Raw genomic sequence first — 19,588 nt, 5'->3', positions numbered from 1 at the left:
TTGGCCTCTGATTAAAAATCTGCCGCGATGTTAACGGATGGCTGGCAACCTGCAAGCGCCTTCAACTCAATTGCGCTTCGGCCAGGGTCAGTGTGCGCGGGATGCGGGTGGCGTCCCAGTGCGCAATGCCCCAATCCAGCAGTTCTCGGGGGCTGGCGTACAGCAGTTGCGCGTCGGGCTGTTGGCCAAGGGCGCGCAGTGCTCTGAGCAGCAAAGGCGTGGCCTGGTCGGCTGTCAACGGTGGAGAGCGGTAGGACTTGCCCAGTTTGTTGCCGTCCGGCTGCACGATCAGCGGAACATGCAGGTAACGGGGTTGGCGCAGGCCGAGCAGCTCTTGCAAATAAAGCTGGCGCGGCGTGGAATCGAGCAGGTCGGCGCCGCGCACGATATCGGTGACCCCTTGCCAGGCGTCGTCGAGCACCACCGCCAGTTGGTAGGCGTAGAGGCCGTCGCGGCGACGGATGATGAAGTCGCCGGCATCGCGGCCCAGATGCTGCCGGAACTCGCCCTGCACACGGTCGGTAAAGTGGTATTCCAGCTCGGGCACGCGCAGGCGGATGGCGGCGTCTTGCTGGTTGTGGCCGGCATTGCGGCACAAGCCTGGGTAAATCCCGTTGTAGGGCTCCAACTGCTTGCGCGAGCAGGTGCAGGCGTAGGCCAGGCCGTGGTTGAACATATCGTTCAGCACTTTGGCGTAGGCATCATGCCGCTCGCTCTGGCGAACCAGTTCGCCATCCCATTCAAAGCCGTAGCTTTCCAGCGCATGCAGAATCGCCGCCTGGGCGCCGGGCTCTTCACGGGGAGGGTCGAGGTCTTCCATGCGCATCAACCAACGGCCCTGGTGGGCGCGTGCATCGAGGTAGGAGGCCAGGGCGGCAACCAGGGAGCCAAAGTGCAAATGGCCGCTGGGCGTGGGGGCGAAGCGCCCGATATAAGTAGAGGCTGTCATGGCCCGGATACTACTGCATAACCGGTAAACGCCAGAAACAAAAATGGAGCGTTCGCACGCTCCATTCGTTCAGATCGGCAGGGTTACTTGCCGACCTGTTTTTCCTTGATTTCAGCCAAGGTCTTGCAGTCTACGCACAGGTCCGCGGTTGGGCGGGCTTCCAGTCGGCGAATACCGATTTCGACGCCGCAGGATTCGCACCAGCCGTATTCTTCGTCTTTGATCAGTTGCAGGGTCTTGTCGATCTTCTTGATCAACTTGCGCTCGCGGTCGCGGGCGCGCAGTTCGAGGGCGAACTCTTCTTCCTGGCTGGCACGATCGGCCGGGTCAGGGAAGTTGGCCGCTTCATCCTTCATATGGTCAACCGTACGGTCGACTTCCTGCATCAAGTCCTGTTTCCACTTGTTGAGGATCTTGGTGAAGTGGTCGCGCATGGGCTCGCCCATGTACTCCTCGCCCTTTTTTTCGACATAGGGTTCGAAGCCGCCGAGGCCTTGAGTATGCTGTTGCTTTGCTTGGGTGGACATGAATAGACCGCCTCTCACTCTTCTAATCCATTGCGCAGGATTGCAACGTCACCGACACCTGCCGGCCCTGCGGCTGCAAGCGGGCGAACTTACCAGATAGATTCAGGGTGCGCTACTCCCGGTTGTCGAGGTCCAGGGCAAAGGGGATGCAAACCGCAGCAGCCCGCCATGACTGGGTATGTATCGCCTCGAATGTTGATTTTAGCTGTTTTACGAGCGCGCGCAGGGTGCACTTGCAGCCCCAATCAGGCAATAGAGCATGTTTTACCGTGAGGGTTCGGTAGAATCCAGATTTTGTCCTCACCGTCTAAGGAAGGCTAATGGCTCAGCCCTACAGTGCGCGCAGTCGCGCCATCGAACCTTTTCATGTCATGGCGTTACTGGCGCGTGCCAATGAGCTGCAGGCCGCCGGTCACGACGTGATCCATCTGGAAATCGGCGAGCCGGATTTCACCACCGCCGAGCCGATCATCCAGGCCGGTCAAGCCGCGTTAGCAAACGGTAAAACCCGCTACACCGCCGCCCGCGGCCTGCCCGAGTTGCGCGAAGCCATCAGCGGTTTCTACCAGCAACGCTACGGTTTGAGCATCGACCCGCAGCGTATTCTGATCACCCCCGGTGGCTCCGGCGCGTTATTGCTGGCCAGCAGTTTGCTGGTGGATCCGGGTAAGCATTGGCTGCTGGCGGACCCAGGCTACCCCTGTAACCGACACTTCCTGCGCCTTGTGGAAGGCGCGGCGCAGTTGGTGCCGGTCGGCCCGGACGTACGCTACCAGTTGACCGCTGACCTGGTGGCCAGGCATTGGGACCAGGACAGTGTTGGCGCACTGGTGGCATCGCCGGCCAACCCCACCGGCACGATCCTCACCCGGGACGAGTTGGCTGGGCTGTCGGGCGCCATCAAGGCGCGCAACGGGCACCTGGTGGTCGACGAGATTTATCACGGCCTCACCTACGGCACGGACGCCGCCAGCGTGCTGGAAGTCGATGACGACGCCTTTGTCTTGAATAGTTTTTCTAAGTATTTCGGCATGACCGGCTGGCGCCTCGGTTGGCTGGTGGCGCCGTCTGAAGCGGTGGGTGAACTGGAGAAATTGGCGCAGAACCTCTACATCAGTGCGCCAAGCATGGCTCAGCATGCCGCGTTGGCCTGTTTCACCCCGCAAACCCTGGAGATCCTGGAGCAGCGCCGTGCCGAGTTTGGCCGCCGTCGTGACTTCCTGCTGCCCGCCCTGCGTGAGCTTGGGTTCGGTATCGCGGTGGAACCCGAAGGTGCCTTCTATCTGTATGCCGATATCAGCGCGTTCGGCGGCGATGCCTTCGCGTTTTGCCGGCATTTCCTCGAAACCGAGCATGTGGCCTTTACGCCCGGGTTGGATTTCGGTCGCCACCAGGCGGGCCATCACGTGCGGTTTGCCTACACGCAAAACCTCGATCGGCTGCAAGAAGCGGTGGAGCGGATCGCCCGTGGTTTGCGGAGCTGGCAAGGCTGATGCGTTTTAATCCTCCTCTTGAAGAAGGGCGGCTGATCCGCCGCTACAAGCGCTTTCTCACCGATATCGAAACCGTTACCGGCGAGTTGCTCACCATTCACTGCCCTAACACCGGTTCGATGCTCAACTGCATGGTCGAAGGTGGCCAGGTCTGGTTCAGCCGTTCCACGGACCCCAAGCGCAAGTTGCCGGGCACCTGGGAGATTGCCGAAACGCCTCAGGGCCGGCTGGCGTGTGTCAACACCGCGCGTGCCAATCAGTTGGTGGAAGAAGCCTTGCTGGCCGGTGTGATCACTGAGCTCAACGGCTTTACTGCGTTGAAGCGTGAGGTGCCTTATGGCCAGGAGAAAAGCCGCATCGACTTTCGCCTGGATTACCCCCAAGGCGCTGCGTTTGTCGAGGTCAAAAGCGTCACCTTGGGCTTTGATGGCAGCTCGGTGGCGGCTTTCCCCGATGCGGTGACCCAGCGCGGTGCCAAGCACTTGCGTGAGCTGGCCCACCTGGCGCGCGACGGTATACGGGCCGTGCAGTTGTATTGCGTGAACCTGTCGGGGATCGACGCGGTGCGCCCGGCGGTGGAAATCGACGCCGGTTATGCGGCAGCGCTACGTGAGGCCAAGGCTGCAGGTGTAGAGGTGTTGGCCTATGGCGTACGGGTCACGCCGCAGGAGATTTACGTCGAACGTCGGCTGAAGGTGCTGCTGGGCGACTAGAGATCGACCCACAATCCCTGTTCGTCTTCGCGGCCGGGCAGGGCGGTGAGGCTTTGGCCTGCGCAAGGCCCGGCGATGCACTCGCCGCTTTCAATCAGGAACAACGCGCCATGGGTGGCGCATTGGATCAGGCTGGCGCTTTCATCGAGGAAGCGATCTGGCTGCCATTCCAGCGGGATGCCGCGATGGGGGCAGCGGTTGAGATAGAAGTACGCAATGCCGTCCCGGCGCACCGCCAACAGCCTGTGGCCATCGATAACAAAACCGCGGCTGCTGTTGGGAGCAAGGTCGCCTGAGGCGCAGAGAAACTTCATTTCAATCCTTAAGTGCCTTGACGTGCAAATGCAAACAATTATCAAATGCCTGCTTCGCCCGTCAGCTGACTGGGTGCTCAATACGATGCATGGCAGCGGTTATCTGTCACATCAATGAGTGCTTGAGTGGCCCTGCCCTAGGAAGGAAACCCTGTTATGCGCTTGAGTACCAGCGCTATTGCGCTTGTTGCCTCACTGCTGATCAACCCTGGGGCGCACGCCTCTGAACTGCCGCAACGCTGGGTCAGTGCCGGCGGTGCGCTGTCGGAATGGGTGACGGCCTTGGGCGGTGAGTCGAAGTTGGTGGGGGTGGACACCACTAGTCTGCATCCGGCGTCGCTCAAGGCCTTGCCGAGCATTGGTTACCAGCGGCAGTTGTCGGCCGAAGGCATTCTCAGCCTGCGCCCGCAAATCCTTGTGGGCACGGAGGAAATGGGGCCGCCGCCGGTGCTGGCGCAGATTCGCAGTGCCGTAGTGCAGGTGGAGATGTTCTCGGCCCAGCCTGACTTGCCCACGCTCAAAGGCAACCTTGAACACTTAGGGAAACTGCTCGGCAGTGAGGCCCAGGCCAGTGCGTTGTTTGCCGGGTATGAGCAGGCGCTGGCGCAGCAAAAAAAGTGGGTGGCCAAGGCCCAGGCTACACAGAAGACTCCAGGCGTGTTGTTGCTGCTCGGTCATGCCGGTGGCAAGCCGCTGATCGCCGGCAAGGACACGGCCGCTGATTGGATGTTGCAGCAGGCTGGGGGGCGTAATCTCGCCACGCATGTGGGCTATAAACCGTTTTCCGTCGAATCGCTGGCGGGTTTGAGCCCTGAGGTGCTGGTGTTTGCCGATCGCGCGCTGACCGGTGACGCGGCGCGCGCAGCCTTGTTCAAGGAAAATCCGATTCTTGCCTCTACGCCGGCAGCCAAGAGCGGCCGCGTCTTTGAGCTGGACGCGACCTTGCTGGTAGGTGGCCTGGGGCCTAGATTGCCGCAAAGCCTGGAGAAACTGTCTGCCGGTTTTTATCCGTCCCAGCCTAAGCCTGCTCCATGACCACTCTGGTTAAGCCAAAAACGCTGTTTATCGGGCTGTCGCTGCTGTGTGTATTAGCGATCTGGCTTTCATTGGCACTGGGGCCGGTCAGCCTGCCGTTAGTGGACACGCTCAGGGCTGCGCTAAAACTGATGGGCGTACCGATTGAGGCCCAGGGTTTGGAGCAGGCCGAGTTGATCCTGGGGCAGATTCGCCTGCCGCGGACCCTATTGGGGCTGGCGGTCGGCGGTGTGCTGGCATTGTCGGGTGTGGCGATGCAGGGGTTGTTCCGCAACCCGCTGGCCGATCCTGGCTTGGTAGGGGTATCCAGCGGTGCCGCGCTGGGGGCGGCGGTGGCGATTGTCGGTGGCTCGTTCTTTGGCGGGCTGCCGGATGCCTTCGGGCCATACCTGTTGTCGCTGTGCGCATTTCTCGGTGGCTTGGGCGTCACGGCGCTGGTCTATCGGCTGGGGCGTCGCAACGGCCAGACCAATGTCGCGACCATGTTGCTTGCTGGCATCGCGCTGACGGCCCTGGCCGGTTCTGCGGTGGGGCTCTTTACCTATCTGGCCGACGACGCCACCTTGCGCACCCTCACGTTCTGGAACCTGGGCAGCCTCAATGGCGCAAGTTACTCGCGGTTGTGGCCCTTGCTGTTGGTGAGTGCGGGCGTGGCGCTGTGGTTGCCGCGCCGGGCCAAGGCGCTGAACGCGCTGCTGTTGGGTGAGTCTGAGGCCAATCATCTGGGTATTGATGTTGAAAGGCTCAAGCGTGAGCTGGTGTTCTGTACGGCTTTAGGCGTTGGCGCTGCAGTGGCGGCGGCGGGCATGATTGGTTTTGTCGGGTTGGTGGTACCCCATCTGGTGCGGTTGCTGGCGGGGCCGGATCATCGGGTGTTGTTACCGGCCTCGGTATTGGCGGGGGCGAGCCTGCTGTTGTTTGCGGACCTGGTGGCGCGCCTGGCGTTGGCGCCGGCGGAACTGCCGATCGGTATTGTCACCGCGTTTATCGGTGCGCCGTTTTTCCTCTATTTATTGTTACGAGGGCGCGCCTGATGTTGCGGGTAGAAGCGTTGCAGATCCGGCGTGGTGGGAAAACCGTGCTGGCCGATATCACCTTGGACCTTTTGCCGGGCGAAGTGCTGGGCGTTCTGGGCCCCAATGGCGCCGGCAAAAGTACCTTGCTTGGGGCGCTGTGCGGGGAGTTGCAGCCGGATCAGGGCAAGGTCTGGCTGGATCAGCAGGCGCTCAAGCACATGACCGGCGCGCAGCGTGCCCAGCGCCTGGCGGTGCTGCCACAATCTTCCACCCTGGATTTTGCTTTTCGTGTCGAAGAGGTGGTGGGCATGGGCCGCTTGCCTCATCAGACCGGGCGAGTGCGCGACGACGAAATCATCAGCGCGGCCCTGCAAGCGGCGGATGTCGGCCACCTGAGTGGCCGCAGTTACCTGGCGTTGTCCGGCGGCGAGCGGCAGCGTGTGCACCTGGCGCGGGTATTGGCGCAGTTATGGCCGGGTGAGGCGGGGCAGACGTTGTTGCTGGACGAGCCCACGTCGATGCTCGACCCTCTGCACCAACACACCACCTTGCAGGCTATTCGACACTTTGCCGACAGAGGCGCTGCGGTGCTGGTTATCCTGCATGACTTGAACCTGGCAGCGCGTTACTGCGACCGGATTCTATTGCTGGAAAACGGCCGCCCCCACGCGTTGGATACGCCCTCGAAAGTCTTGCAACCTGAGCCGCTCAAGGCTGTATTCGGCCTGGATGTGTTGGTACAGCCGCATCCGGAGCGTGGGCATCCGCTGATCATTGCGCGCTGAGGCCGGTTAATTCGCGGGCAAAAAAAGACCCGGCAAGAGCCGGGTCAAATAACCGTGATTAGCCTGATGAGGAGATAATCTGAGAGTCCGAACCAATGGTCTTTCAGTTATCGGCTGATCTCGCGACCAGTTGTGATAATCATAACGATTCTCATTTGAGAGTCAACATTTGTTTTTCTGCCTCATCCAGTTTTTCTCAAACGCTCGTTTGTAATGCCCGTAAACATTGGGTTTGAGTGCCGCTTTAGTTCTTCTGATGCACTGAAATCGCTTCCAGCTGACGGTTCAAGGCCTCCTTGCGCTCCGCGGGTATGTCGTTCCAGTGCACATCCATCAATGCCCCTTCAATCGCATACAGCAGAACCTTCGAGGCTCGAAACCCGCGCGTGCGCACGGCTCGGTAGGCATCGACCGCCCCCAGCCGACGCAAGTCGGACGCGCTGTGGATGCCCACCGCATGCAGCCACTGCGCTGACGTCTTGCCAAGGTTTTTCAGGTGTTGCAGCTCATCGTTCATCAAGCCTCCTTGCGTTGGCTGAATGGTGCGGTGGGTGTCGTGACCAGGCAGCCTGAAAATGAGTGTAGCGCTCAGTAGGAAAAGCGTGGTTCTTTGGTCAGGAAGAGCTGAAAAGCTTATAAGAATGGCGCGACTGCGTTTGCTCGCAGATAGGCGCAAAGCGCCCGGCAGGCAGGGGATGTGGCCGTCACTCAGTGTGTGGGGTTACTTGGTACGGTAGCGCAGGCGAGTACCGAAATTGACCGACATGAGTATTTCGTCTGCCGTGAGTTCGGGCGGGAAATAAGCACCTGAAATCTGTGCATGGGCCAGGCTGGCGCCTTCCAATGAACAGCCACGCAAGTCCAGGCCCCGCAGGTCGGCAGAGCGAAAATAGGCGTCGGTGAAGTCAATACCGGTGGCGTTCAGGTCGCGCAGGTCCAGCCCTCGAAAGTCGCCACCGCGCATGTCGATGGTGCCGATTTCAGGGCGCTCCTGGTTGAAGCCGCGGATATCATCCTTATGCAGGAGGGCGTAGAGCGGGGTATCAAGAAGCTTGGGCTGACTCATGATCGCGACTCTGGCTGGTGTTATGGAGCCAGTATAGTGCCACTATCGCGAGGTCGCGCGCCGAAGACGGCGACGCGACCAAGAAATATTCCTTACAGGCCCGGCAGGCGCTGGCGGATATGCCCGACCAAGGCGTCGAGCGTCCCGCTTTCATTGGTCTCCACACGCTTGCTGAGCAGCAGCTCCTCGGCAGTCAGCGGATCACGACTGGCTTGTTGTTCTTCGATAACGGCCAGTGTGGCGTCGGACGGATCGTTTTTATCCGCCTGGCGTTGGGCCAGCCAACTGGTGATAACGGCTTGCGGGGCGTTGCAGTCCAGGATCAGGAACGGCGCCCCAGTGGCTTCGGCAACCTGAGCGGCGGCGTCACGCTGTGCGCGTTTCAGGAATGTGGCATCCAGCACCACCGGGTAACCGGCGCGCAGCACGGTGTCGGCAATCTCGTTCAGGCGTGCGTAGGTGGCAGCGCTGGCGTCCTGATTGTAGATGCCGGCCTGTGGCGTGTTCTCTACCTGCTGCTCGCCAAACAGGCGCTTGCGCTCAACATCCGAGCGTAGGCGGATGGCGCCCAGGGCTTCGACCAGGCGCATGGCCACGTGGCTCTTGCCCACGGCTGACACACCGTGGGTAATTGCCAGGAAGCGCGAGGGAATGGTGCTGTAGCTTTCCGCCAGGTTGGCGTAGTTGCGGTATTGGCGCAGGGTGGTAGCGCGTTGTACCGGGTTGGCTTCGCTCGGCATGCTAAATAGCGCAACCTTGGCGCGCACCAATGCACGGTAGGCTTTATAGAAGTTCAGCAGTTCCAGGCCCTGGTAGTCACCGGTCAGTTCCAGGTACTGGCTGATAAAGCGCCGTGCCAGGCATTTGAGGCCGCGATCTTCCAGATCCATGGCCAAAAAGGCGGTGTCGGCGTACACGTCGGTAAAGCGGAAAGGCTCGTTGAACTCGATGCAGTCGAAGATCACCACGCGGCCATCGATCAGGGTGGCGTTGCCCAGGTGGATATCGCCGTGGCACTCACGGGTATAGCCCTCTAGCTTGCGCTGGGAAAGCAGAGGCTTGAGGCGTTCGAAGCTGCTTTCAGCCCAGGCTTGCAGAGCCTCCAACTGAGTAAGGTCGGCCTTGTCGCTGAGGAATGGGCGGATCTGGTCGAAGTTCTGGCGTACCGGAGCCATCACTTCCTCCGGCGTGCCGGCCGGGTGATCTTGCGGGACTTTGGGGGCACTGAGGTGGAACTGCGCAATCTGCTTGGCCATCTCATCGATGTGCGCGCTGGTCAGTTCGCCGTTGGCTTGCAGGGTGCTGAGCATCTGGCTTTGCGGGAACTGGCGCATTTTCAGCGCGTATTCGATGGCCGGGCCGTCGCCACCCAGTTGGGGCGCCTCGGCAGTGCCGGTAATCGGCAACACTTCAAGATACAAATCTTCGGTCAGGCGTTGGTTCAGGCGCAGTTCTTCGCGGCAGAAATGCCCGCGGTCGTCCAGATTGGTGAAGTCCAGGAAGCCGAAGTTCATCGGTTTCTTCAGCTTATATGCATAGGGGCCCGTCAGTATCACCCAGGAAATATGGGTCTCGATGACTTGAAACGCGTCAACCGGATGAGGGTACAAGGCCGGGTTTTGCAGGGCAGCGATCAGGGTCTGGCTCACGGGCGATCCTTCAAAGTCTGGGGAAAATCATGGGGGGCATTATGGCTGCTGATGCCAGTCGTGCAAACCGCTGTCCGGCTCATGTTGATCATCAATAAAGTGCGTATAATCCGCCGCCATGACTCGAACCCGATCTCCCCGTTCCCGTAAAAAACCTCCTTCCCGCGGCCCGCGCCCTTGGCTGGGCTGGGTGATCAAGCTTGGCCTGGTGGGCCTTGTGGCAGTCGCCGGCCTTGCGGTGTACCTCGATGCCGTGGTGCAGGAAAAATTCTCCGGCAAGCGCTGGACGATTCCGGCCAAGGTGTATGCACGCCCGCTGGAACTGTTCTCTGGCCAGAAGCTCAGCAAGGAAGACTTCCTCACCGAACTCGACGCGCTGGGCTACCGCCGCGAACCTGTGAGCAATGGCCCCGGCGCTGCGGCGGTCAGCGGTAATACCGTCGACCTGAACACCCGTGGCTTCCAGTTCTACGAAGGCCTGGAAAAAGCCCAGCCGGTGCGCGTGCGTTTCTCTGGCGACTATGTGGCTGAGCTGTCGTCGCTCAATGGCTCCAAGCTGCCGGTGGTGCGTCTTGAACCGTTGCTTATCGGCGGTATTTACCCGAAAAACCTTGAAGATCGCATCCTGATCAAGCTCGATCAGGTGCCGCCGTACCTGCTGGAAACCCTGGTCGCTGTCGAAGACCGCGATTTCTATAGCCACTGGGGTGTCTCGCCGAAGTCGATCGCCCGCGCTATCTGGGTCAACACCTCCGGCGGCAAGATGACCCAGGGCGGTAGTACGCTGACGCAGCAGTTGGTCAAGAACTTCTACCTGACCAACGAACGCAGCCTCACCCGTAAACTCACCGAAGCCATGATGGCGATGTTGCTGGAGCTGCATTACAGCAAGCAGGAAATCCTCGAGGCCTACCTCAACGAGGTATTCGTCGGGCAGGATGGCCAGCGCGCCGTGCACGGTTTCGGCCTGGCCAGCCAGTTCTTCTTCGGGCAGCCGTTGTCCGAGTTGAAGTTGCATCAGGTCGCGTTGCTGGTGGGAATGGTGAAGGGGCCGTCCTATTACAACCCGCGCCGCAACCCGGAGCGTGCGCTTGAACGTCGCAACCTGGTGCTCGATGTGCTGGAGCAGCAGGGTGTCGCTACCGCTGAACAAGTCGCCGCTGCGAAAAAAATGCCACTGGGCGTGACCACCCGCGGCAAGCTGGCGGATAGCTCATTCCCTGGCTTTATCGACTTGGTCAAGCGCCAACTGCGCGAAGACTACCGCGACGAAGACTTGACCGAAGAGGGCCTGCGGATCTTCACCAGCTTCGACCCCATCCTGCAGATGAAGGCCGAAGCGTCGGTCAACGACACCTTCAAGCGCCTGACCGGCCGTAAAGGCTCGGATGAAGTCGAAGCCGCCATGGTCGTGACCAACCCGGAAACCGGCGAAGTCCAGGCCATGATCGGCAGCCGGCAGGCCAGTTTCGCCGGTTTCAACCGCGCACTGGATGCCGTGCGGCCGATTGGCTCGCTGGTCAAGCCCGCGGTCTACCTCACAGCACTGGAAAAACCCAGCAAGTACACGCTGACCAGTTGGCTGTCCGATGACCCGCTGTCGGTCAAAGGTGCGGATGGCCAGGTGTGGACCCCCAAGAACTTCGACCGCCGCTCCCATGGCACGGTGTTCCTGTATCAAGGGTTGGCGCATTCCTACAACATTTCGACCTCGCGCCTGGGGCTTGAGGTCGGTGTGCCAAATGTCCTGAAAACCATAGCGCGACTGGGGGTGGAGCGTGAGTTCCCTGCATTCCCATCCATGCTTTTGGGCGCTGCGGCCATGACGCCGATGGAAGTGACCACCATGTACCAGACCCTCGCCAACGGTGGTTTCAATACACCGATGCGCGGTATCCGCAGTGTGCTGACCGCCGATGGCGAACCGCTCAAGCGCTACCCGTTCCAGATTCAGCAGCGCTTCGACGCGGGTTCCATTTACCTGATCCAGAACGCCATGCAGCGCGTGATGCGTGAGGGTACAGGGCGTTCGGTCTACAGCGTGCTGCCGTCGAACCTGACCCTGGCGGGCAAGACCGGTACCAGTAACGACTCCCGCGACAGCTGGTTCGCAGGGTTCGGTCAGGATGTACTGGCCGTGGTGTGGCTGGGGCGCGACGATAACGGCAAGACGCCGTTCACCGGTGCGACCGGCGCGTTGCAGGTATGGACCAGTTTCATGCGCAAGGCTGATCCGTTGCCGCTCAACATGCCGCAGCCGGACAATATCGTGCAGGCCTGGATTGATCCGCACACCGGCCAAGGCTCCGATGCCAACTGTCCGGGCGCGGTGCAGATGCCGTATATTCGCGGCAGCGAACCACCACCCGGCGCCGCGTGCAGTGGCAGTACACCTGCTGACGCGGAATCGGTGATGGATTGGGTCAAGGGCTGGATGAATTAAGCAAAGAGGGTTTCAAGTGAACAAGTTGTGGATTCCAGCAATTACGGCTCTGGCTTTGCTCGGCGGTTGCTCCAGCGTGCAGCGCGGCTCTATCCCTGTGGTGGACTCAAGCACGTCCGTCTCCAATAACGACCGCATTTCGGCCAATGGCGGCTTCCGTCAGACCGTGGTCAAACGGCCTGCCCAGGCTGCAACCCAGGCAATTCCCCAGGATTCCGGCGTCGTGGTGATGGTGCCCGGCAGTGGGGCTGCAACCTCGGCGCCTATCAGTGCCGAGCCATGGACCCCAGGCCCGAGCACTTCCGGGCCGGTGAACTCCACGCCGATTCAAACCGCGCCGGTCAACCAAGGCACCTACAACATGCCTTCGACGCCGAGCGGTATTCCGTCATCGTCCAATACGGGCGGGTTGTCGGCTGACGAACAACTGGATGGCCCGGTGCTGGCGTTGCTCACCACCGCTCAGCAGCAGCAGGCGGGTGGCGATTTGAACGGCGCCTCGTCGAGCCTTGAACGTGCCCAGCGCGTGGCGCCGCGTGAGCCACAAGTGCTCTATCGCCTGGCCCAGGTGCGCATGGCCCAGGGCGATGCGCCCCAGGCGGAGCAGTTCGCTCGTCGCGGCCTGAGCCTGGCCAATGGCCGTCCAGACCTGCAAGCCAGCCTGTGGGCCTTGATCGGTGATGCACGTGCCGCCCAAGGGGATGCCGCCGGTGCAGCCCAGGCGCGGCAAAAAGCCAAGGTCAGCCTCTGATGGATGCACGTTTCCCCGCGATTGCCGAGCAGTTATTGCTGATCGAGCGCGAACTGCGCGTGCAGGGCTGGTGGGACGAAGTCTCCCCTAGCGCTGAAGCCCTCAGCAGTGTCGAGCCCTTTTCCGTCGACACCCTGGACTTCCACCAGTGGCTGCAATGGATCTTCCTCGCACGTATGAAGCAGATCCTGGAGCAGGACCTGCCCTTGCCGAATGCGTCGGGGATCCTGGAAATGGCCGAGATGGTCTACGCCGACCGACCGCGGGAAAGCCTCGGCTTGCGTAACGCGCTGAAAAAGTTCGATCAATTGATCGTCGACGCTCGTTAATTGCCTGACTGCCGGTTTTTCCGGCAGTCTTGCGCACATTTCTACCGCTTGACGACATTCAGGCGAGTTTTATCCCTCCTCAAAGCCCTTTCTTCTACGTTCTCATGCGCTTAGTTGGAAAAAAGCGCAATTATTGCTTGACTTGAAGGGCGTGAAACAGAAGAATCCAAAGTCCGCTGTATCGGGACTGCCAGAAGCAGGCCCGCTCAGCAGATCATGAGGCGCACATCCGCGCCGACCTGTAACACCCGCAACGCGTTACCTCGCGCTGGGTGGGAAAAGCCCGCAACACTTGGGACGATCCCAATACTTGCTCAGTCAGTGCTGACGTAGTCGGCGACCACCGTCGCTCATGCTCTGTTGAGAAGTAAACCTATTAAGACCCGTCGGTTTTTAACGGACGGTATTCTGGCGTTTTAGAGGTGAACAACGTGGAGCTTTTATCTGGCGGTGAGATGCTCGTCCGCTTTTTGCGTGACGAAGGCGTCGACTATATCTACGGGTACCCAGGTGGTGCTCTGCTGCATGTCTACGACGCACTGTTCAAGGAACCGGCTGTTACCCACATCCTGGTTCGCCACGAACAGGCCGCGACCCATATGGCTGACGGTTACGCCCGTGCCACCGGTAAAGCCGGCGTGGTACTGGTAACGTCTGGCCCAGGCGCAACCAATGCCATTACCGGCATCGCGACTGCCTATATGGACTCCATTCCGATGGTAATCATCTCTGGCCAGGTGCCTAGCACTATGGTCGGTACCGATGCATTCCAGGAAACCGACATGATCGGTATTTCCCGGCCGATCGTGAAACACAGCTTCATGATCAAGCATCCCTCGGAAATCCCGGATGTCATGAAAAAGGCGTTCTACCTTGCCCAGTCCGGTCGCCCGGGCCCGGTAGTGGTCGATATCCCGAAAGACATGACCAACCCGGCCGAGAAGTTCGAATACGTTTTCCCGAAAAAAGCCAAGCTGCGTTCCTACAGCCCGGCCGTGCGTGGGCACTCGGGGCAAATCCGCAAGGCGGCAGAAATGCTCCTGGCGGCCAAGCGCCCTGTGCTGTACTCCGGCGGTGGCGTGATTCTGGGCGGCGGTTCCGCGCCACTCACCGAACTGGCCAAGTTGCTCAACCTGCCGGTGACCAACACCCTGATGGGCCTCGGCGCATTCCCGGGTTCGGACCGTCAGTTCGTCGGCATGCTCGGTATGCACGGCAGCTACACCGCCAACCTCACCATGCATCACGCCGATGTGATCCTGGCCGTGGGCGCGCGGTTCGATGACCGGGTGATCAACGGCGCGAGCAAATTCTGCCCGAATGCCAAGATCATCCATATCGACATCGACCCGGCGTCCATCTCCAAGACCATCAAGGCCGATGTGCCAATCGTGGGTCCTGTGGAGAGCGTACTGACCGAAATGGTCGCTGCACTCAAGGACATCGGCGAAACGCCGAACAAGGAATCCGTTGCCAGCTGGTGGAAGCAGATCGACGAATGGCGCGGTGATCGCGGCCTGTTCCCTTATGACAAGGGCGACGGCAGCATCATCAAGCCGCAAACCGTGATCGAAACCCTGTGCGAAGTGACCAAGGGCGACGCCTTTGTGACCTCCGACGTAGGCCAGCACCAGATGTTCGCGGCGCAGTACTACACGTTCGACAAGCCTAACCGCTGGATCAACTCCGGTGGCCTGGGCACGATGGGCTTTGGTTTCCCTGCGGCCATGGGTGTGAAGCTGAGCTTCCCGGATGCCGACGTTGCCTGTGTGACGGGCGAAGGCAGCATCCAGATGAACATCCAGGAACTGTCGACGTGCCTGCAGTACGGCCTTCCGGTGAAGATCGTCTGCTTGAACAACGGCGTACTGGGCATGGTTCGTCAGTGGCAGGACATGAGCTACGGTAGCCGTCACTCCCATTCCTACATGGAATCGTTGCCAGACTTCGTCAAATTGGTTGAAGCCTATGGCCACGTCGGCATTCGCATCAACGATCTGAAAGATCTGAAGCCGAAAATGGAAGAGGCGTTCGCCATGAAGGACCGCCTGGTGTTCATCGATATTCAGGTGGATACCAGCGAGCACGTCTACCCGATGCAGATCAAAGACGGCTCTATGCGCGACATGTGGCTGAACAAGACGGAGCGTACTTAATCATGCGGCATATTATCTCCCTGCTTCTGGAGAACGAACCCGGCGCTCTGTCTCGTGTTGTCGGCCTGTTTTCGCAACGCAACTACAACATCGAAAGCCTGACCGTGGCCCCAACCGAAGACCCGACCCTGTCGCGCCTGACGTTGACCACCGTGGGTCACGATGAGGTGATCGAGCAGATCACCAAGAACCTCAACAAGCTGATCGAAGTGGTCAAGCTGGTCGACTTGTCGGAAAGCGCTCACATCGAGCGCGAACTGATGCTGGTCAAGGTCAAGGCCACGGGTGCCCAACGTGCCGAGATCAAACGCACTACCGATATTTATCGCGGGCAGATCGTCGATGTGAGCGCCAGCGTTTATACCGTTCAACTGACCGGTACCAGCGACAAACTGGACAGCTTCATCCAGTCGATCGGGACGGCCTCGATTCTGGAAACCGTACGCAGTGGTGTCACCGGGATTTCCCGTGGCGACAAAGTACTCAGCATCTAACCCAATTAGCGAATGGCCTTACGGCCTGGATATATAGAGGAACCTCATGAAAGTTTATTACGATAAAGATTGTGACCTGTCGATCATCCAGGGCAAGAAAGTCGCCATCATCGGCTACGGTTCCCAGGGCCACGCCCAAGCGTGCAACCTGAAAGATTCCGGCGTTGACGTGACTGTTGGCCTGCGTAAAGGCTCGGCCACTGTTGCCAAGGCTGAAGCTCATGGGCTGAAAGTGACTGACGTTGCTTCTGCTGTTGCGGCTGCCGACCTGATCATGATCCTGACCCCGGACGAGTTCCAGTCGTCGCTGTACAAGAACGAAATCGAGCCGAACATCAAGAAGGGCGCCACCCTGGCCTTCTCCCACGGCTTCGCGATTCACTACAACCAGGTTGTGCCACGCGCTGACCTCGACGTGATCATGATCGCGCCGAAAGCACCGGGCCACACCGTGCGCTCCGAGTTCGTCAAAGGCGGCGGTATCCCTGACCTGATCGCGATCTACCAGGATGCGTCGGGCAACGCCAAGAACGTTGCGCTGTCTTACGCTGCTGGCGTGGGTGGCGGTCGTACCGGCATCATCGAAACCACTTTCAAGGACGAGACCGAAACCGACCTGTTCGGCGAACAAGCCGTTCTGTGCGGTGGTACCGTTGAGCTGGTAAAAGCCGGTTTCGAAACCCTGGTTGAAGCTGGCTACGCGCCGGAAATGGCCTACTTCGAATGCCTGCACGAACTGAAGCTGATCGTTGACCTCATGTACGAAGGCGGCATCGCCAACATGAACTACTCGATCTCCAACAACGCCGAATACGGCGAGTACGTGACTGGCCCTGAAGTAATCAACGCCGAGTCTCGCCAGGCCATGCGCAACGCCCTGAAACGTATTCAGGACGGCGAATACGCCAAAATGTTCATCAGCGAAGGCGCTACCGGCTACCCTTCGATGACCGCCAAGCGTCGTAACAACGCCGCTCACGGTATCGAAGTCATCGGCGAGCAACTGCGCTCCATGATGCCGTGGATCGGTGCCAACAAGATCGTCGACAAAGCCAAGAACTAAGTCGTACGCATCAAGGGAAAACGCGGCTTAGGCCGCGTTTTTTCGTTTGGAGGGCCGGTTCTGGTATAAAGCTGCATCGTTTGCAGGCGAACAGTCGCTGCAAGTATCTGTCGAATTTTTTTCACACCGTTGCAAGGTAAAGTCCATGAGCGAACGTCCCGAAGAGCCACATCAGGCTTCCGACGCCGAAAGCATGCTGCCGATCGATGAACATGTCGAAGAAGGGCATGACGCCGAAGGCCGCAAGGTCCGGCATCGTGGCATCTATCTGCTGCCCAACCTGTTCACCACGGCGAACCTGTTTGCCGGCTTCTACTCCATCATCAACTCCATGAGTGCCCAGAGTGCGCTGGCGGCGGGTGATGCGGCGAGTGCCAGCAAATACTTCGGTTTTGCCGCGATCGCAATCTTCGTGGCCATGGTGCTCGACGGGCTGGACGGGCGTGTGGCGCGTATGACCAATACCCAAAGTGCCTTCGGCGCCGAGTACGACTCGCTGTCGGACATGGTTGCGTTTGGTGTTGCCCCCGCGTTGCTGGCGTTTGCCTGGGCATTGGGTGACATGGGCAAGGTCGGCTGGATGGTTGCCTTCATCTATGTCGCGGGCGCCGCTTTGCGCCTGGCGCGCTTCAACACCCAGGTGGGGACTGCCGACAAACGCTACTTCATCGGCCTTGCCAGCCCGGCAGCGGCGGGTGTTGTCGCGGGGATTGTCTGGGCGTTCAGTGACTACGGGATTCAAGGATCGAAGATGTCGTTCCTGGTTGCCCTGATGGTGGCGGCGGCCGGCATGCTGATGGTCAGCAATATCAAGTACAACAGCTTCAAGGAGTTCGACCTCAAGGGGCGCGTGCCTTTCGTGGCCATCCTTGTCGTGGTGCTGGTGTTCGCGGTCGTGTTCAGTGATCCACCGCGTATCCTGCTGCTGGCGTTCCTGGCCTACGCCGCTTCGGGCCCTATTCAGTACTTGTTGCGTCTGCGTCGGGACAAAACATTGCCTTAATGTAATTTCCCCCATACTCCGCAGTCTATTGGTGCATCAGTTCTCCAACGCTGCGGAGTTACCATGTTAATCAAATTACCCAAAGCGTCCGATTGTCACGAATCGGATGTCACGCCTGAATCTTTCTACCTCTCTCGCCGCAGCCTGCTCGGCGGTGCGCTTGCCGGTATTGCCGCCAGCAGCTTGCCGCGTTGGGCCAGTGCGGGCGATGCCTCGCGGTATGCTGACGTCGAGCCCGGCAGCGCGCCCAGCTGGTTTACGGAAAAACTACCGGGTACGAAATGGCAGGCGGTGACGGTCAAAGATGAAGCCATCACGCCGTTCAAGGACGCAACCCACTACAACAACTTCTATGAGTTCGGGACAGGCAAGGGCGACCCGGCCACGAATGCCGGCTCGCTCAAGACGCAGCCCTGGAGCGTTGTGATAGATGGTGAAGTCGCAAAACCTGGGCGCTATGCCCTGGAGGACTTCATGAAACCCTATGAATTGGAAGAGCGCATCTACCGCCTGCGTTGTGTCGAGGCATGGTCCATGGTGATTCCGTGGTTAGGCTTTCCCATCTCTGCGTTGCTCAAGCAGGTCGAGCCAACCTCCAAAGCCAAGTACATCCGTTTTGAAACCCTTCAGGATCCCAAGAGCATGCCTGGGCAACGCTCAAGCTTCGGCTTGATCGACTGGCCTTATGTAGAAGGGCTGCGCCTGGATGAGGCGATGAATCCGCTGGCGATCCTGGCTGTGGGTATGTATGGGCGGGAGTTGCCCAACCAGAATGGCGCGCCTTTGCGTTTGGTGGTGCCGTGGAAGTATGGCTTCAAGAGTGTGAAGTCCATCGTGCGGATCAGTCTGGTCAGTGAGCAGCCGAAAACGACCTGGCAGAGTATTGCGGCTGATGAGTATGGGTTTTATGCGAATGTGAACCCTACGGTCGATCATCCACGCTGGACCCAGGCGCGTGAGCGTCGTCTGCCGAGCGGCCTGTTTAGTCCGAATGTGCGCGAGACGCAGATGTTCAATGGCTATTCGGATGAGGTCGCTTCTTTATATACAGGCCTCGATCTGCGGAAGAACTACTGATGCGCTATCCCATCTGGCGCATCGGCGTGTTTGTAGCCGCCGCAGTGTGGCCATTGCTCTGGTTGTATGAGGCGTGGAGTTCCGCGCTGGGGCCTGACCCTGGCAAGGTGCTCGTCGATCGCTTGGGTTTGGGAACGTTGATTCTGTTGCTGATCACACTTGCCATGACGCCGCTGCAGAAGTTGAGCGGTTGGGCGGGGTGGATAGCGGTGCGGCGACAGTTGGGGCTATGGTGCTTTGCTTATGTCGTGCTGCACCTGGCGGCCTATTGCGTATTTGTCCTGGGGCTGGATTGGTCGCAGCTCGGCGTAGAGTTGAGCAAGCGGCCCTACATCATTGTGGGTGCGCTGGGGTTTGTTGCTCTCCTGATGCTGGCCGTCACGTCGAACCGCTACAGCCAGCGCCGGCTGGGGAGCCGCTGGAAGAAGCTGCATCGCCTGGTCTATGTGATTCTTGGGCTCGGTTTGCTGCACATGTTATGGATAGTGCGGGCGGATCTGAAGGAGTGGGCTATCTACGCTTCTATAGGTGCGCTGCTTCTGTTGCTGCGGGTGCCGCCGGTGACGCGACGAATCCCTCGCCTTATTGCTAAAAAAGCGCCTTCTGCAACAAAAACGTAATTAAGCCTTGACGGCAGATTCTGGAAGCCTATAATTCGCCCCACTTCCGGCGCAGTCGAAACGGAAAACTCCTTGGTAAACAATGAGTTACGCAGTTCTCGACAC

Annotated in this window: 20 protein-coding genes; 14 read left to right on the top strand and 6 right to left on the bottom strand. The window is 59.7% G+C overall.

Translation table 11 applies throughout. The features are described 5' to 3' along the window. Positions 1 to 61: 61 nt before the first annotated feature. Positions 62 to 949: a tRNA glutamyl-Q(34) synthetase GluQRS gene (gene gluQRS / locus A7K61_RS18720; protein WP_069558117.1), complete on the bottom strand. Its 888-nt coding sequence runs from the start codon at positions 947 to 949 to the stop codon at positions 62 to 64. Between the two features lie 83 nt (positions 950 to 1,032). Beyond that, entirely contained in the window at positions 1,033 to 1,476 is a 444-nt protein-coding gene (dksA, locus tag A7K61_RS18715; RefSeq protein ID WP_032895288.1) for an RNA polymerase-binding protein DksA, read from the bottom strand. Between the two features lie 320 nt (positions 1,477 to 1,796). On the opposite strand from dksA, the gene A7K61_RS18710 reads away from it, so the two are divergent. Both A7K61_RS18710 and sfsA read left to right on the top strand, forming a co-directional pair. Beyond that, positions 1,797 to 2,969, top strand: a complete 1,173-nt coding sequence (locus tag A7K61_RS18710) for a pyridoxal phosphate-dependent aminotransferase (protein WP_069558116.1) — start codon at positions 1,797 to 1,799, stop codon at positions 2,967 to 2,969. Beyond that, positions 2,969 to 3,682, top strand: a complete 714-nt coding sequence (gene sfsA / locus A7K61_RS18705; protein ID WP_014719939.1) for a DNA/RNA nuclease SfsA — start codon at positions 2,969 to 2,971, stop codon at positions 3,680 to 3,682. Before A7K61_RS18710 ends, sfsA begins: the two co-directional genes overlap by 1 nt. Here the strand turns inward: sfsA and A7K61_RS18700 are convergent. Next, a complete protein-coding gene (locus tag A7K61_RS18700) occupies positions 3,679 to 3,996 on the bottom strand; it encodes a Rieske (2Fe-2S) protein (protein WP_057711128.1) in 318 nt (105 codons plus the stop codon). The two genes, sfsA and A7K61_RS18700, sit on opposite strands and share 4 nt — an antisense overlap. A 156-nt stretch (positions 3,997 to 4,152) precedes the next feature. Here A7K61_RS18700 and A7K61_RS18695 point away from each other — a divergent pair, with 156 nt between their 5' ends. The 3 genes from A7K61_RS18695 to A7K61_RS18685 are packed head-to-tail and all read left to right on the top strand — an operon-like array spanning position 4,153 to position 6,832. After that, the gene (locus tag A7K61_RS18695) at positions 4,153 to 5,031 is read left to right on the top strand and encodes a hemin ABC transporter substrate-binding protein (RefSeq protein ID WP_069558115.1); all 879 of its coding nucleotides are present in this window, start codon (positions 4,153 to 4,155) and stop codon (positions 5,029 to 5,031) included. Then, a complete protein-coding gene (locus A7K61_RS18690; RefSeq protein WP_047711788.1) occupies positions 5,028 to 6,065 on the top strand; it encodes an iron ABC transporter permease in 1,038 nt (345 codons plus the stop codon). The genes A7K61_RS18695 and A7K61_RS18690 overlap by 4 nt, the downstream gene beginning before the upstream one ends. After that, on the top strand, positions 6,065 to 6,832 hold the full coding sequence (locus tag A7K61_RS18685; RefSeq protein WP_047711787.1) for a heme ABC transporter ATP-binding protein: 768 nt from the start codon (positions 6,065 to 6,067) through the stop codon (positions 6,830 to 6,832). The genes A7K61_RS18690 and A7K61_RS18685 overlap by 1 nt, the downstream gene beginning before the upstream one ends. A gap of 244 nt (positions 6,833 to 7,076) precedes the next feature. Here A7K61_RS18685 and A7K61_RS18680 read toward each other — a convergent pair whose 3' ends face one another. From A7K61_RS18680 to A7K61_RS18670, 3 genes are all read right to left on the bottom strand, one after another. Then, the gene (locus A7K61_RS18680; protein ID WP_044268551.1) at positions 7,077 to 7,349 is read right to left on the bottom strand and encodes a TfoX/Sxy family protein; all 273 of its coding nucleotides are present in this window, start codon (positions 7,347 to 7,349) and stop codon (positions 7,077 to 7,079) included. A gap of 204 nt (positions 7,350 to 7,553) precedes the next feature. After that, a complete protein-coding gene (locus tag A7K61_RS18675; RefSeq protein WP_044268549.1) occupies positions 7,554 to 7,898 on the bottom strand; it encodes a pentapeptide repeat-containing protein in 345 nt (114 codons plus the stop codon). A gap of 92 nt (positions 7,899 to 7,990) precedes the next feature. Then, a complete protein-coding gene (locus A7K61_RS18670) occupies positions 7,991 to 9,547 on the bottom strand; it encodes a bifunctional aminoglycoside phosphotransferase/ATP-binding protein (protein WP_057711131.1) in 1,557 nt (518 codons plus the stop codon). A gap of 118 nt (positions 9,548 to 9,665) precedes the next feature. On the opposite strand from A7K61_RS18670, the gene mrcB reads away from it, so the two are divergent. The 9 genes from mrcB (at position 9,666) to msrQ (ending at position 19,483) form a co-directional block, all read left to right on the top strand. Beyond that, entirely contained in the window at positions 9,666 to 11,990 is a 2,325-nt protein-coding gene (gene mrcB / locus A7K61_RS18665) for a penicillin-binding protein 1B (RefSeq protein ID WP_003194136.1), read from the top strand. Positions 11,991 to 12,006: 16 nt separating this feature from the next. Beyond that, a complete protein-coding gene (locus tag A7K61_RS18660) occupies positions 12,007 to 12,741 on the top strand; it encodes a M48 family metallopeptidase (protein ID WP_069558114.1) in 735 nt (244 codons plus the stop codon). After that, positions 12,741 to 13,070, top strand: a complete 330-nt coding sequence (locus A7K61_RS18655; protein ID WP_014719929.1) for a YqcC family protein — start codon at positions 12,741 to 12,743, stop codon at positions 13,068 to 13,070. Before A7K61_RS18660 ends, A7K61_RS18655 begins: the two co-directional genes overlap by 1 nt. 431 nt (positions 13,071 to 13,501) lie before the next feature. Further along, positions 13,502 to 15,226 carry an acetolactate synthase 3 large subunit gene (locus tag A7K61_RS18650; protein ID WP_044268781.1) on the top strand — a complete coding sequence of 575 codons (1,725 nt, stop codon included), beginning with the start codon at positions 13,502 to 13,504 and terminating at the stop codon, positions 15,224 to 15,226. Between the two features lie 2 nt (positions 15,227 to 15,228). Next, positions 15,229 to 15,720: an acetolactate synthase small subunit gene (gene ilvN, locus A7K61_RS18645; RefSeq protein WP_069558113.1), complete on the top strand. Its 492-nt coding sequence runs from the start codon at positions 15,229 to 15,231 to the stop codon at positions 15,718 to 15,720. A 46-nt stretch (positions 15,721 to 15,766) separates the two neighbouring features. Next, entirely contained in the window at positions 15,767 to 16,783 is a 1,017-nt protein-coding gene (gene ilvC, locus A7K61_RS18640; RefSeq protein ID WP_069558112.1) for a ketol-acid reductoisomerase, read from the top strand. Between the two features lie 145 nt (positions 16,784 to 16,928). Further along, a complete protein-coding gene (pssA, locus tag A7K61_RS18635; protein WP_003194131.1) occupies positions 16,929 to 17,786 on the top strand; it encodes a CDP-diacylglycerol--serine O-phosphatidyltransferase in 858 nt (285 codons plus the stop codon). 63 nt (positions 17,787 to 17,849) lie between these two features. Then, the gene (gene msrP / locus A7K61_RS18630; protein WP_044268541.1) at positions 17,850 to 18,863 is read left to right on the top strand and encodes a protein-methionine-sulfoxide reductase catalytic subunit MsrP; all 1,014 of its coding nucleotides are present in this window, start codon (positions 17,850 to 17,852) and stop codon (positions 18,861 to 18,863) included. Further along, positions 18,863 to 19,483 carry a protein-methionine-sulfoxide reductase heme-binding subunit MsrQ gene (gene msrQ, locus A7K61_RS18625; RefSeq protein WP_044268539.1) on the top strand — a complete coding sequence of 207 codons (621 nt, stop codon included), beginning with the start codon at positions 18,863 to 18,865 and terminating at the stop codon, positions 19,481 to 19,483. The genes msrP and msrQ overlap by 1 nt, the downstream gene beginning before the upstream one ends. Positions 19,484 to 19,588: the final 105 nt, after the last annotated feature.

The sequence above is a fragment of the Pseudomonas sp. AP42 genome (assembly GCF_001728935.1).
Lineage (GTDB): Bacteria > Pseudomonadota > Gammaproteobacteria > Pseudomonadales > Pseudomonadaceae > Aquipseudomonas > Aquipseudomonas lactis.
This window is presented reverse-complemented; position numbering and strand designations above follow the sequence as displayed.